General features: G+C 65.0%; 12 protein-coding genes and 1 tRNA gene. 5 read left to right on the forward strand and 8 right to left on the reverse strand.

What is annotated here, in order from left to right; genetic code table 11:
- Positions 1-77 precede the first annotated feature (77 nt).
- Positions 78-1,916, forward strand: a complete 1,839-nt coding sequence (gene typA, locus D6201_RS05970) for a translational GTPase TypA (RefSeq protein WP_120047979.1) — start codon at positions 78-80, stop codon at positions 1,914-1,916.
- A gap of 6 nt (positions 1,917-1,922) precedes the next feature.
- Here the strand turns inward: typA and D6201_RS05975 are convergent, their stop codons facing one another.
- Genes D6201_RS05975 through D6201_RS05990 form a run of 4 tightly spaced genes read right to left on the reverse strand, consistent with a single transcriptional unit; the run spans position 1,923 to position 5,282 of the window.
- Complete coding sequence (locus tag D6201_RS05975; protein WP_120047980.1) at positions 1,923-2,660, reverse strand: hypothetical protein; 738 nt, start codon at positions 2,658-2,660, stop codon at positions 1,923-1,925.
- A gap of 23 nt (positions 2,661-2,683) precedes the next feature.
- Positions 2,684-3,577: an NAD(+)/NADH kinase gene (locus tag D6201_RS05980; protein ID WP_120047981.1), complete on the reverse strand. Its 894-nt coding sequence runs from the start codon at positions 3,575-3,577 to the stop codon at positions 2,684-2,686.
- Positions 3,578-3,581: 4 nt separating this feature from the next.
- Positions 3,582-4,583, reverse strand: a complete 1,002-nt coding sequence (locus D6201_RS05985) for an SPFH domain-containing protein (RefSeq protein WP_120047982.1) — start codon at positions 4,581-4,583, stop codon at positions 3,582-3,584.
- A gap of 12 nt (positions 4,584-4,595) precedes the next feature.
- Positions 4,596-5,282, reverse strand: coding sequence for an NUDIX hydrolase (locus D6201_RS05990; RefSeq protein ID WP_120049235.1), 687 nt, complete (start codon positions 5,280-5,282; stop codon positions 4,596-4,598).
- A gap of 404 nt (positions 5,283-5,686) precedes the next feature.
- Here D6201_RS05990 and D6201_RS05995 point away from each other — a divergent pair, with 404 nt between their 5' ends.
- The gene (locus D6201_RS05995) at positions 5,687-6,868 is read left to right on the forward strand and encodes a glycosyltransferase family 4 protein (RefSeq protein WP_120047983.1); all 1,182 of its coding nucleotides are present in this window, start codon (positions 5,687-5,689) and stop codon (positions 6,866-6,868) included.
- Here the strand turns inward: D6201_RS05995 and D6201_RS06000 are convergent.
- Positions 6,834-7,295, reverse strand: coding sequence for a hypothetical protein (locus D6201_RS06000; RefSeq protein ID WP_120047984.1), 462 nt, complete (start codon positions 7,293-7,295; stop codon positions 6,834-6,836). The two genes, D6201_RS05995 and D6201_RS06000, sit on opposite strands and share 35 nt — an antisense overlap.
- A gap of 59 nt (positions 7,296-7,354) precedes the next feature.
- Positions 7,355-8,227 (reverse strand): PadR family transcriptional regulator, encoded by an 873-nt coding sequence (locus D6201_RS13160; protein WP_277949485.1) that lies wholly within the window; start codon positions 8,225-8,227, stop codon positions 7,355-7,357.
- 120 nt (positions 8,228-8,347) lie between these two features.
- Between D6201_RS13160 and D6201_RS06010 the strand changes: the two genes are divergently transcribed.
- The 3 genes from D6201_RS06010 to D6201_RS06020 all read left to right on the forward strand — a co-directional run bounded on the left by D6201_RS06010 (position 8,348) and on the right by D6201_RS06020 (position 10,725).
- Positions 8,348-9,667 carry a replication-associated recombination protein A gene (locus D6201_RS06010; protein ID WP_120047985.1) on the forward strand — a complete coding sequence of 440 codons (1,320 nt, stop codon included), beginning with the start codon at positions 8,348-8,350 and terminating at the stop codon, positions 9,665-9,667.
- Positions 9,657-10,529, forward strand: coding sequence for a hypothetical protein (locus D6201_RS06015; protein WP_120047986.1), 873 nt, complete (start codon positions 9,657-9,659; stop codon positions 10,527-10,529). The genes D6201_RS06010 and D6201_RS06015 overlap by 11 nt, the downstream gene beginning before the upstream one ends.
- A gap of 120 nt (positions 10,530-10,649) precedes the next feature.
- Positions 10,650-10,725 (forward strand) — tRNA-Thr (locus tag D6201_RS06020).
- A gap of 1 nt (position 10,726) precedes the next feature.
- On the opposite strand, the gene D6201_RS06025 is transcribed toward D6201_RS06020, so the two are convergent.
- Both D6201_RS06025 and queF read right to left on the reverse strand, forming a co-directional pair.
- Positions 10,727-12,031, reverse strand: a complete 1,305-nt coding sequence (locus tag D6201_RS06025; RefSeq protein WP_120047987.1) for a UDP-glucose dehydrogenase family protein — start codon at positions 12,029-12,031, stop codon at positions 10,727-10,729.
- A gap of 93 nt (positions 12,032-12,124) precedes the next feature.
- Complete coding sequence (gene queF, locus D6201_RS06030; protein ID WP_120047988.1) at positions 12,125-12,592, reverse strand: preQ(1) synthase; 468 nt, start codon at positions 12,590-12,592, stop codon at positions 12,125-12,127.
- Between the last annotated feature and the right edge of the window lie 24 nt (positions 12,593-12,616).

Raw genomic sequence — 12,616 nt, forward strand, 5'->3', positions numbered from 1 at the left:
GCGCGTCCTCGGCTAGAGGCGCGCCAATTCGCAGGTGCAGCATTTTCGCCGCCTGCCCCGACACAGGAAAATACGAAATGTCCGCGCCCCTACGCAACGTGGCGATCATCGCCCACGTCGACCATGGCAAGACCACGCTTGTCGACCAGCTCTTCCGCCAGTCCGGCACGTTCCGGGAGAACCAGCGCGTGGAAGAGCGCGCCATGGATTCCAACGAGCTGGAGCAGGAGCGCGGGATCACCATCCTCGCCAAGCCGACCAGCGTGGAGTGGAAGCCAGAGGGCGGCCAGCAGACCTATCGCATCAACATCGTCGACACACCCGGCCACGCCGATTTCGGCGCAGAGGTGGAGCGTATCCTGTCGATGGTCGACGGCGTCATCCTGCTGGTGGACGCCGCCGAAGGGCCGATGCCGCAGACCAAATTCGTGACCGGCAAGGCATTGGGCCTCGGCCTCAAGCCCATCGTCGTCGTCAACAAGATCGACCGCCACGATGCCCGCGCTTCCGAAGTGCTGGACGAAGTGTTCGACCTGTTCGTCAATCTCGATGCGAATGACGAGCAGCTCGATTTCCCCGTGCTCTACGCCTCGGGCCGCTCGGGCTATGCCAGCGAAGACGCAGAAGCGCGCGAGGGCGACCTGCTGCCGCTGTTCAACCTCATCGTGAACCACGTGCCAGCCCCCGATCTCGACGAGGACGGCGACTTTGCCATGCTGGCAACGCTGCTCGATCGCGACGCCTTCCTGGGCCGCATCCTGACGGGCCGGATCGAAAGCGGGCGGCTGGAGGTCGGCATGCCGATCCACGCGCTGGACGTGAACGGCAATCGCGTCGAAGCGGGCCGCGCCACCAAGGTCTTCGCCTATAACGGGCTGGAGCGCGAGCCGGTGCTGCACGCCAAGGCGGGCGACATCGTGGCGATTGCGGGCCTGACCGAAGCGACCGTTTCCAACACGCTGTGCGCGCCGCATGTCACCGCGCCTATCCACGCCCAGCCGATCGATCCGCCCACGCTCTCCATGACCTTCTCCGTCAATGACAGCCCCTATGCGGGCCGCGAGGGCGACAAGGTGCAGAGCCGTGTGATCCGCGATCGGCTGGATCGCGAAGCCGAGGGCAACGTGGCCATCCGTATCACCGAAGCCGCCGGCAAGGACGCCTTCGAAGTGGCGGGCCGCGGCGAATTGCAGCTCGGCGTGCTGATCGAGACCATGCGCCGCGAAGGTTTCGAGCTGTCCATCAGCCGTCCGCGCGTTCTCCACAAGGAGGAGAATGGCGAGCGGATGGAGCCGTACGAGACCGTCGTCGTCGATGTGGATGACGAATTTTCGGGCACCGTCGTCGAGAAGATGGCGCAGCGCAAAGCGGAAATGACCGACATGCGCCCCTCGGGCGGCGGCAAGACCCGGCTGACCTTTACCGCGCCCAGCCGCGGCCTCATCGGCTATCACGGGGAATTCCTGTCCGACACGCGCGGCACGGGCATCATGAACCGCCTGTTCGACAGCTACGGCCCATACAAGGGCAAGATCGAAGGGCGGCAGAACGGCGTGCTCATCTCCATGGAGCAGGGCGAGGCGATGGCCTACGCACTCAACATGCTGGAGGAACGCGGCACGCTGTTCATCGGGCCGGGCGAAAAGCTGTATCAGGGCATGATCATCGGCGAGAACGCCAAGCCCGACGACCTCGAAGTCAATCCGCTCAAGTCGAAGCAGCTCACCAACTTCCGCGCCAGCGGCAAGGACGAAGGCATCCGCCTCACTCCGCCGCGCAAGATGACGCTGGAACAGGCGATCGCCTATATCGGCGATGACGAGATCGTGGAGGTCACGCCCGAAAGCATCCGCCTGCGCAAGGTCCATCTCGACCCGCATGAGCGCAAGCGCGCAAAGCGTTCCGGCAAGGACTGATCGTGGTTAGACGCCGTGTCGCTCGGCGATGACGAGCGCGGCGTAGAGCAGCGTGCCGAAAAGGAATGGCAGGAAGGCGCTCTGGCGTTCTTCGGGCAATTCCTCCTTCAGCACGTTCAGCACAATGCCGCCCGCCAGGAAGGCGAACAGGCAGCCGATCAGCGTCTTGGACAGGTCTAGCACGAGGCCGAGCAGCCACCCGGCGATCACGCAGGCGGTGATGATCCATCGCCCGATCCTGTCATAGGCCGCGCGATTGTCCTCCCGCATGCCGAAATCGGCGGTGACGAAATGCAGGCTCATCGCGGTGAAATAGAGCGCGAGGCCCCACGCGCCCTCCTCTTCGCCCTGTAACAGCAGATAGCCGATCAGCAGGTTGAGCGCGCCATAGCTGACGGTGTGGAGATAGAGCACGTGTCGCTGCATTCGCTTCGCGTCGCCAGCCTCTCCGCCGCGCTGCACCAGCCGCTCCAGCCCGTAGAATGTCGCCAGCCCCGCCAGCGCGAGCGAGTAGACCACGCTTTCCGCCGTGATCCGGTCGACGCCCATTTCCTCGGCGAATTCACGCTGATGCGCTGCAAGCTCGGGCAGGACGTGGAGAAAGATGTAGCCGACCGCCACCCCGCCCGCGAAACTCAGCCACCGGCTACGCGGCGTGACCGAGAGAAAATGCAACCGCCCGACGAAAATATGGATCGCCGCAAAGGCGAGCGCCATCGCGCCGGTGATTGCGGTGATCCCCATACACGCGGCCTTAAGCGCGCCGATCAGCTGGTGACAAGATGCAGCCGCTCCTTCGCGACGCCGACCTCCAGCCGACGGCCCCAGCCGAAATTGAGGAAATCAGCCTCCATCCCGTCGGCAAACACGACGCCGCCATCGTTCATCCGGCTCGTGAGCGTCAGCGGCTTCCCGCCCAGCGTGCCGTGCTTCATCGCGATACCGGTGGAGACGCTGGGAAAGGGTTCGCGCACGAACCAGCCGAGCGCGGTCTGCGTGGGTGCAAGTTCCACAGCGGCCCCAGTCGCAATCATGATAGAGCGCGCCCAGCCGGTCGCCCCGGTGCCGGTGGCGACGATCAGCCCGCTGCTGCTCTGCTCCTCGCGAGCCGCGCCATCCTCGATCAGGTAGCGCGCGGACTGGTGCGTGCGGTGGCCGATGAAAAGCTCGTTCAGCGCCACCAGCCGATCGCCATTGTCGAGCCGCCCTTCGGCCATCGTCCGCCGCTCCACCTCGGCATCGCCATGCCAGGCGCGAATGTAGAGGCTCGCCAGCTGCTGCGCGCGGAACCGCACGAGCACACCGTCATAGCGATCCGGATCGGGATTGACGCCGATCACCTTCTGCCCGTCCAGATATTTGGCGACATTGGGCACCAGCCCGTCCTGTCCCACGGCGACGATCACGTCTTCCGGCGTGAAGAGGAAGCGATCGAGATCGGCGCGCGGCACGTCGGCGTGACGCCATTCGTCGGGCAAGGCGGCATGCGCTGCCGACAGCGCCGCCTCCTGCCGCTCGTGCCGCGCCTCGACTTCGGCCAGATCCTGCCCACGCTGCTGAAGGAAGAAACGCGCCTGATCGCGCGTTGCGTGCCGCGCGATCAGGCTTTCATATTCGGTCGGCCTCGTCACGAAGACCGCTCGAGGGGGCAGCGCGCCCATCGCCTCAGCCTTCGACCGGAGGAGCGATGGGAGCGGGAGCCGCCCTCGCCCCGGCGAACACGCGCGCCATTTCGGCAAGCATGTCGGGCGCGATATTCAGCTGCTCGATCCCTTCGACCTTGGCGGCGAATTCGCGCGCGGCCAGCCCCAGCAGAACCTGCGGCGGCAGGTCGCGATAGACCGCCATGTGCGCCTGCTCGGCCTCGGCCTTGGCCATCTCCACCTCGCGGATTCGCGCGGCGTCACCTTCGGCAGCGATCATCGCCGCTTCGGCCTCGCCTCGGGCTTCGGCCCGGGCATTGTCGGCTTCCTCGGCGATCAGCACCTTCTGCCGCTTGGCCAGCTCCACCTTGGTGGCGAGCTCGTTCTCGGCAATGGCGCGTTCCTTCTCCACCGCGAGCGCGCGGCGGGCGAACGTCGCCTCGTCGGCCTTTTGCTGCAGCGCCTCGAAAGTCGGGGTCTGCAGCGCCCGCTCCAGCTCGCTGGTCGGGGCGAGATTGGCAAGCCGGACGCTCACCACCTCGACGCCGATCTGGGCAAGGCCCGGATTGTCCGCCAGCGCCGCACCGATCACATCGCGCAAGGGATCGACGCCTGCATCGAGCAGGGCGCGCACTGGCGCAGTGGCGAGATATTCGAGCGCCGCCTGCCCGGCGATGCCGCTGATGCGGGTTTCGATGCTTTCAACGGGCCGCGCATTCCACTTGCCGGTCCTCGGATCGATGGTGAAATCGATGCGATCCGCCGCCTGTTCGGGCGCGGCGACGTGCCAGCCGATCATGCCCTGCACGCTCACATCCTGGAAATCGGCGCTGCGGCCCTTCGTGAAGAAGGTCATCTCGCGGTCGTCCAGCGGCACTTCGGCGAGGCTGGCCGTCGCTGGCGCGAACCAGAAGACGAGGCCGCGGCCGCTTGCGCGCAGCTTGCCCTTGGCGAAGCGCAACACGTGCTGGCTGGGATCGGCGCGGAGAAGCGCAAGCGGTCCGTAAGTCGTGATATTCGCCATGATTGACCTCCTTCAGTCTTTGTCCGGCGCGGTGCCGGGTTTGCGGCGGTAGAGTTCCGCCGGGCGATAGGGTGTGCCGGTTTCGAATTCGCCGGTCGGCGCGATCCATCCCTGGTCGAGCATGCGGCGGCGAAAGGCGGGCTTCGCAAATGTCTTGCCAAGGATCGCTTCATGCGCGTGCTGCAATTCGCGCAGGGTGAATTTGCGCGGCAGCAGGGCGAAGACCAGCGGCACATAATCGAGCTTGCCGCGCAGCCGGGCGATAGCTGTGGTGAGGATGTCGGCGTGGTCGAAGGCAAGCGGCGGCAAGGCATCCGTTTCCGCGAGCATCAGTCCGTCATTGGCCTCGACAGCTTCGCGCGCCACGCGTTCAGGCAGCAGGGCGAAATAGGCGACGGTGACGACACGCATGCGCGGATCGCGGTCCGGCGCGCCGAAGGTGTAGAGCTGTTCGAGCCATACGCGTTCGAGATGCGCCTTCGCGGCAAGCACACGTGTGGCGGCATCGTCCAGCCCTTCCCCTTCGCGCACGAAACCGCCGGGGAGCGCCCATTTGCCTTTGGCGGGTTGCTCTTCGCGGTTTTGCAGCAGGGCAACGAGCTTTCCCTCGACGACGCTGAGCAGCACGACATCGACGGCAACGGCAACGCGTGGGAACGCTGCCGGGTCGTAGCTCTGAAGGAATTCGACTTCGGTCATCGACTCGCTTTCTCTTATGTCCATGCCAGTTATTACTACTCTGATTATATGTCAAACGGCTTTCCTACAGCGGCGCGAGCATGCTGACTGCCACGCATGATGATGCCGCATCGCACCTCCGCCGAGCCGTCCCGGACGTGCCGGGTTACACTTCGCCCACGACAGGGTGACAATTCGGCCCGCGCAGGGTCACACATCCGGGAGGGTGCCGGGTGACGCTTTTCTGGAAAAACGACACGAATTCGGAGTCGAAGGTCACACCTTCGCCACGCAAGGTGACGGTTCTGCACCCGCCGGGTTACAGATCCGGCTTTTTGCTCCTGGACACTGTGCCACCTGTCACACCCTCTCCCCTTCACCGCGCCCCTCGCCAAGCGCGGCGCGCTCGCCTAGAGGGGCAGGCGATGGATGTGACCGACCTTCGCGTGGCCCTGTTCAGCGGCAACTACAACTACGTGCGCGACGGCGCGAACCAGGCGCTCAACCGGCTGACAGAGTACCTGCTGCGGCAGGGGGCGAGCGTGCGGGTCTACTCGCCCAAAGTGGAGGAACCGGCCTTCGAACCGCAGGGCGACCTCGTCGGCGTGCCGAACGTTCCGATCCCGGGGCGCGGCGAATACCGCATACCGCTCGGCTTCGATGGCGGCGTGAAGGCGGACCTCGCCGCCTTCCGCCCCAATGTGGTCCACGTCTCCTCTCCCGATCCGACCGGCCACGCCGCAACCCGCTGGGCGATGAAGCGCGGCCTCCCTATCCTCTCCAGCGTGCACACGCGGTTCGAGACCTATCCGCGCTACTACAAGATGGCCTTCCTGGAACCGCTCGCCGTCGCCATCCTGCGCCGCTTCTACAACCGCGCCGATGCGCTGCTCGCCCCGTCAGAGAGCATGGCGGAGGTGCTGCGCGAACAGGGCATGGGCGACGACATCGCGATCTGGGCACGCGGAGTGGACCGCGACATCTTCGACCCCTCCCGCCGCGATCTCGCCTGGCGTGCGAAGCACGGCATCGGCGAGGACGAGGTGGCGGTCGGCTTCCTGGGGCGGTTGGTGCTGGAAAAGGGACTCGACGTGTTCGCCGAGACGATGGAAGAGCTACGCCGCCGCGATGTGCCCCACCGCGTGCTGGTGGTGGGCGAAGGCCCGGCGCGCGGTGTCTTCGCGGAGAACTGCCCGGAAGCGGTGTTCGTCGGCTTCCAGGGCGGTGCCGATCTCGGCCGCGCGGTTGCGAGCATGGACATGCTGCTCAACCCGTCTGTCACCGAGACGTTCGGCAATGTGACGCTGGAAGCGATGGCGAGCGGCATCCCCGTCATCGCCGCCCGCGCCACCGGCTCGACCAGCCTTGTGGCGGACGGCGTGACAGGGCGGCTGGTGACGCCGGGCGATGCGGCGGGATTCGCCGATGTGGTGGAGGCGTATATCCGCGACCCCGCGCTGCGGGAGGCCCACGGTCGCGCCGGAGAGAAGCGCAGCCGGGAGTATAGCTGGGACGCGATCAACAGCGTGGTCGCCGACACCTACCTCCGGCTCGTCTCCGAACGCGGCGCGATCAGCGCAACACCCCTCGCTCCGTCATCCGCCTAGTGTAGATGATGAGCGCGACGAGCACGATCACGATCGCGGCGGTGAAAGCCCAGGTGAAGGGCGAGTTGAGTTCCGGCGGCAGGTCCGCGGTCAGCTGGTGGATCGTCGAAGCGATAAGCCCCAAGAGCGAAAGGTAGAAGCCGTAGAGCGCGAAACGACTGCGCAGCAGCAGCAGGATCGAACCGGCCAGCGCGCCCCACACGCCGAACGCCCATGCGGCATCGGCCCAGACCGGGAACGTCGTGTAATAGTCGAGTATGACCTGCAATGGCACGCCAGCGCCGTCCGCCGCCTGCTGGAGATAGTCCATGTTGCGCGTTTGCGTCATGGTGTAGTCGAGCGCCCCGCCTGCATGCCAAAGCAGCGATACGAGCGCGACGGCCCATAGATGCAACGGCGTGGCCGGGCGCGATGCGGTGTTGTCCATAGTGATGCTCCTCCCCCGAGAGCGACCCGGAGGAGAAGCTATCATGGATCAGTGGAAGGTCAAAGCCGCTCGATCTTGCGGGCGAGATCGTCGATCAGGTCGACCACCTGGTCACTGTCCATCTTGTTGAGGCCGCCGTGCTTCGCCTTGTTCGAGATGACGGCGGCGAGATTGCCGAGCGAGCGGAACAGGTCGGGCGAGCCTTTGGGCTTCGCGCGCTCCGCCTTGCGGCCGAGCCGTTCGAACAGCGCCTCGATCTCGTCGGCACGGTCTTCCAGTTCGGCCATGCCCGCTTCGGTCGCCTGGTAAAGCTTGCGCGCGTCCTCGCTCTCGCGCTCTTCGATCAGCCCTTCGTCGCTCAGCATCTGTAACGTCGGATAGACGATGCCGGGAGATGGCGAATAGGCCCCGTCGGTCATCTCCTCCAGCGCCTTGATGAATTCGTAGCCGTGGCGCGGCTCCTCGGCGAACATGGCCAGCATCACCAGCCGCAGCTCTCCAGGGCCGAACATGCGGCCACGACGCGCCGGGCGCATCGCGCGGCTTGCGGAACGACGGTTGCGCTTGCGGTTCTGTCCGAACAATCCACCCGGACCGAAGAGGCCGCCGGCACCGAAGGGTCCGTCGGGACCGAACGGCCCCTGCGCGCCGAACGGGCCGTTGGCGCCGAACGGCCCATCCGCGCCGAAAAAATTGTCCGCGCGATAATCACGGCGGCGACCGCGATCGTCGTCATCGTCGTCGAACTCCACCTCGATATCGACATTCACGTCGAAATCCTCGCCCTCGGGATGGTCGTCCATCTCGCCTTCGATGGGTTCGGGTTCGACCACTTCTTCCTCACGCGCGGTGCGGCGCATCGTGGCCTTGCGCGGCTTGGCGGCTTTGGTGGTTTTGCGCTTACCGGCGCGGCCTTCTGATTTCCTCGCCATGGCGAAACTCCTGCATCGTCCCACCGCTAAGATATATCTTAGACCTATCGTTACAAGAGGTCGGGCAAAATTCACTCGCCTGGCTATATCTGCTCTTAAGACGCACTACATTGCAGCGACATGGCAGACCTATTCGCCGACGATCCGCCGCAATCCGCCTCGCCGGACGAGCCCGCCGAGGACGCGCCGCTGGCGGACCGGCTTCGCCCGCGCTCGCTTGCCGAAGTCATCGGGCAGGAGCATTTGACCGGGCCGGAAGGCGCGATCGGCAGGATGGTTGCTGCAGGTCGTCTGTCGAGCATGGTGCTGTGGGGTCCGCCAGGCACCGGCAAGACGAGCATCGCCCGCCTGCTCGCCACGGAAGTCGGCATGCGCTACGAAGCGGTCAGCGCGGTCTTCTCGGGTGTCGCGGATCTCAAGAAGGCTTTCGCAGCCGCTGGCAAGGCGAAACAAGCAGGCCAGCGCACACTGCTTTTCGTTGACGAGATTCATCGCTTCAATCGCGCCCAGCAGGATGGCTTTCTGCCATTCGTGGAGCGCGGCGTCGTGACGCTGGTCGGTGCAACAACAGAAAATCCAAGTTTCGAATTAAATGCCGCCCTGCTCAGCCGCGCGCAGGTGCTGATCCTGCACCGCCTCGATGCCGAAGCACTGGGCAGACTGCTGGGCCGAGCGGAGACGCTCGAAGGCCCGCTGCCCGTCACGCCTGCAGCGCGCGACGCGCTGATCGCGAGCGCCGATGGCGACGGGCGGTTCCTGCTCAATCAGGCCGAAACGCTGTACGCCGCCAATATCGACGCTTCGCTCGATCCCGCCGCACTCGGCCAGTTTCTCCAGCGCCGCGTCGCCGTCTATGACAAGGATCGCGAGGGGCACTACAATCTCATTTCCGCGCTCCACAAGGCAGTCCGCGGGTCGGACCCGCAAGCGGCGCTCTACTATCTGGCGCGGATGACGGTGGCAGGCGAGGAGCCGCTGTTTCTCGCCCGGCGGCTTGTTCGGATGGCGGTGGAGGATATCGGCATGGCCGACCCGGCCGCCCTTCCCCAATGCGTTGCGGCGAAGGACGCTTACCAATTTCTCGGCAGTCCGGAGGGCGAGCTCGCGCTGGTGCAGGCCTGCATCTACCTCGCCACCGCGCCCAAATCGAACGCGGTTTACAAGGCGCAGAAGGCCGCACTCCGCAGCGCGAAGGAAACGGGCAGCCTGATGCCGCCGATGAATATCGTGAACGCGCCGACCAAGCTCATGAAGGATATCGGCTACGGCGAAGGCTACAGATACGATCACAACGCCGAGGAGGGCTTCTCCGGCGACGATTACTGGCCGGACGCGATGGAGCCTCAGACCTTCTACGAGCCAGTCGAGCGCGGGTTCGAGCGCAAGGTGCGCGAACGACTCGACTATTGGGCGAAGCTGAGGGGCGAGCGTGGCGCCTAGGCAATTCGAATGGTTCGTGGCGGTGGACTGGTCCGGCGCGCGAGGGGAGCGACACAAGGCGATAACCGTCGCGGTGGCGCATGCCGATGGCGGACCACCGACGCTTGTCGAGCGGGAGCGGGGGTGGACACGCGGCGAAGTGCTTGCCGTGCTGCGCGATGAGTTGCCTGATAATGCGTTGGTGGGCCTCGATCTCGGCATTGCTCTGCCCTTCGCCGATCAGGGGGCATATTTCCCAGGTTGGGAGCGGAGCCCCGAAGATGCGAAATCGCTCTGGGCGCTGATCGAGGAAATCTCCGTCGCCGACGACCATTTCACCGCCACCAGCTTTGTCGATCACCCGGTGGCCTTGCGCCACTTCCGTCGCCATGGCGGGCGTGAAGGCGATGCCTTCGGCGGCGGCCGCGGGCGCTTTCGGGTCACCGAACGCGCGCAGGAAGCGATGGGATGCAAGCCCTATTCGAACTTCAATCTGGTCGGTGCGGCGCAGGTCGGCAAATCGAGCCTCACGGGCATGCGGGTGCTTCACGCGCTGGACGGCGCGTTACCCGTCTGGCCGATCGACCCGCTGCCCCATACCGGTTCCGTCGTGGTCGAGATTTACACCGCGCTCGCCGCGATGGCGGCTGGGCGTAACGCCAGCCGCAGCAAGATACGCAGCTACGAGGAACTCGATGCGGCGCTGGAGACCCTCGGCACTCCGACGCTAGACAAGTTTGGCCCAGTGGACGATCACGCGACCGACGCGCTTCTGACGGCCGCTTGGCTGCGAACCGTCGCCGACGATGAGGCGCTGTGGTCTCCCGCAGACCTCACACCGCAAATCGCGCGAACCGAGGGCTGGACCTTCGGCGTGCGTTGAGGCAAAGGCGCGCCTGCCCTGAAGCCGCGAAGCGGAAGGGCGAGACACCAGCCCTCAAGCAGCGACGCGGTAGGGCGACAACATTGCCCTCAAGCAGCGACGCGGTAGGGCAAAGAATATGCCGGCTTAGCTCAGGTGGTAGAGCAGTTGATTTGTAATCATCAGGCCGGGGGTTCGAATCCTCCAGCCGGCACCATTCACCGCCCCACCGCCACATAGGTGAAACCGTGCTCCTCCACGTCCTTGCGGCTGTAGAGGTTGCGGAGGTCTACCAGCAACGGCGTCTTCAGCAGCGATTTCACACGATCCAGGTCGAGCGCGCGGAACGTGTCCCATTCGGTAACGATCACCGCCGCGTCCGCACCGTCGAGCGCGGCATAAGGGTCTTCGCAATAGGTGACATTGTCGATCACCTTCTTGGCCTGTTCCATGCCTTCGGGATCGTAAGCGCGCACGGTGATGCCCGCATCCTGCAGTGTCTGCACGATGCTGATCGCCGGGCTGTCGCGCATGTCGTCCGTGTTGGCCTTGAAGGTCAGGCCGAGCACGCCGACCGTCTTGCCATGCTGCTCCCCGCCGCCCATCGCGTTGATCACCTTGCGGCCCATGGAGCGCTTGCGGTTGTCGTTGCTCGTCACCACGCTCTCGACAATCCGCAGCGGAGCCTCGAAATCCTGCCCGGTCTTGAGGAGGGCGAGCGTGTCCTTGGGGAAGCATGACCCGCCATAGCCGGGGCCCGGCTGCAGGAAGCGATTGCCGATACGGGTATCGAGGCCGATGCCCTTTGCCACGTCATTCACATCTGCGCCCACCCGCTCGCACAGGTCCGCGATCTCGTTGATGAAGCCGATTTTGGTCGCGAGGAAGGCGTTCCCCGCATATTTGGTCAGCTCGGCCCCGCGGCGGCTCATGGCGATGAGCGGCGCATCATTGCGGGTGAGCGGGCGATAGATCGCCTGCAGCACCTCCTCGGCATGATCGTCGTTAACGCCGATCACCACGCGGTCCGGACGCTTGAAATCGTCGATCGCCGCGCCTTCGCGCAGGAATTCGGGATTCGACGCGACGGAGAATTTCAGGCCGGGCGCTTCCTCGCCGATGATCCGTTCGACCTCGTCGCCCGTACCGACGGGTACGGTAGACTTATCGACAACGACCACGCCATCGCGCAGCAGCGGCGCCATTTCCTTGGCGGCGGCATAGACATAGGAAAGGTCCGCATGCCCATCCCCGCGGCGCGACGGTGTCCCCACCGCGATGAAGACCGCATCGGCGTCGTCCAGTGCTTCGCTCAAATTCATGGTGAAGGACAGGCGGCCCGCCTCCACATTCTTGGCGACAAGCTCGTCCAGGCCGGGCTCGAAAATCGGGATTTCACCATTCAGCAGAGCGTCGATCTTGGACTGGTCCTTGTCGACGCATGTCACGCGGTGCCCGAAATCGGAAAAGCACGAACCTGAAACCAGGCCGACATAACCTGTGCCGATCATGACAATATGCATCTTAAATCAACTCCTAAGCATGGGGAAAGCACCGGACGGGCGCTTGCGCGCTCCTATCCGATGGCCGCTTCACAAGGCAAGCGGTGCGCTGCCTCAACCGCGCCCGCGATAAGGCGCGACGCCCTGATCGGGCAGCCATAGTCCTTCGGGCGGAGCGCCGCTCTGCCAGAACACGTCGATCGGAATACCGCCGCGCGGATACCAGTAACCCCCGATGCGGAGCCATTTCGGCTGCATTTCGGAGAAGAGACGCTGGCCGATGCCGACCGTCACATCCTCGTGAAACCCGTTATGATTGCGAAAACTGCCGAGGAAGAGCTTGAGGCTCTTGCTCTCCACAATGGTCTGGCCAGGTGCGTAGTCGATCACGAGATGGGCGAAATCGGGCGCGCCGGTGACCGGGCAGAGCGAGGTAAATTCGGGCGCGGCGAACCGCACGAGAAAAAGCTCGCCCGTGCGCGGATTCGGCACGTAATCGAGAGTAGCGTCGTCCGGTGATGCCGGAAGCGCGGTTTGCTGGCCGAGGAATTTCGGCTGGCCGGAAGTGTCGGTGTCGCTCATGCCCCGGCAAATGGCGCGTGCGGC

Source organism: Aurantiacibacter aquimixticola (assembly GCF_003605475.1).
GTDB lineage: Bacteria > Pseudomonadota > Alphaproteobacteria > Sphingomonadales > Sphingomonadaceae > Alteraurantiacibacter > Alteraurantiacibacter aquimixticola_B.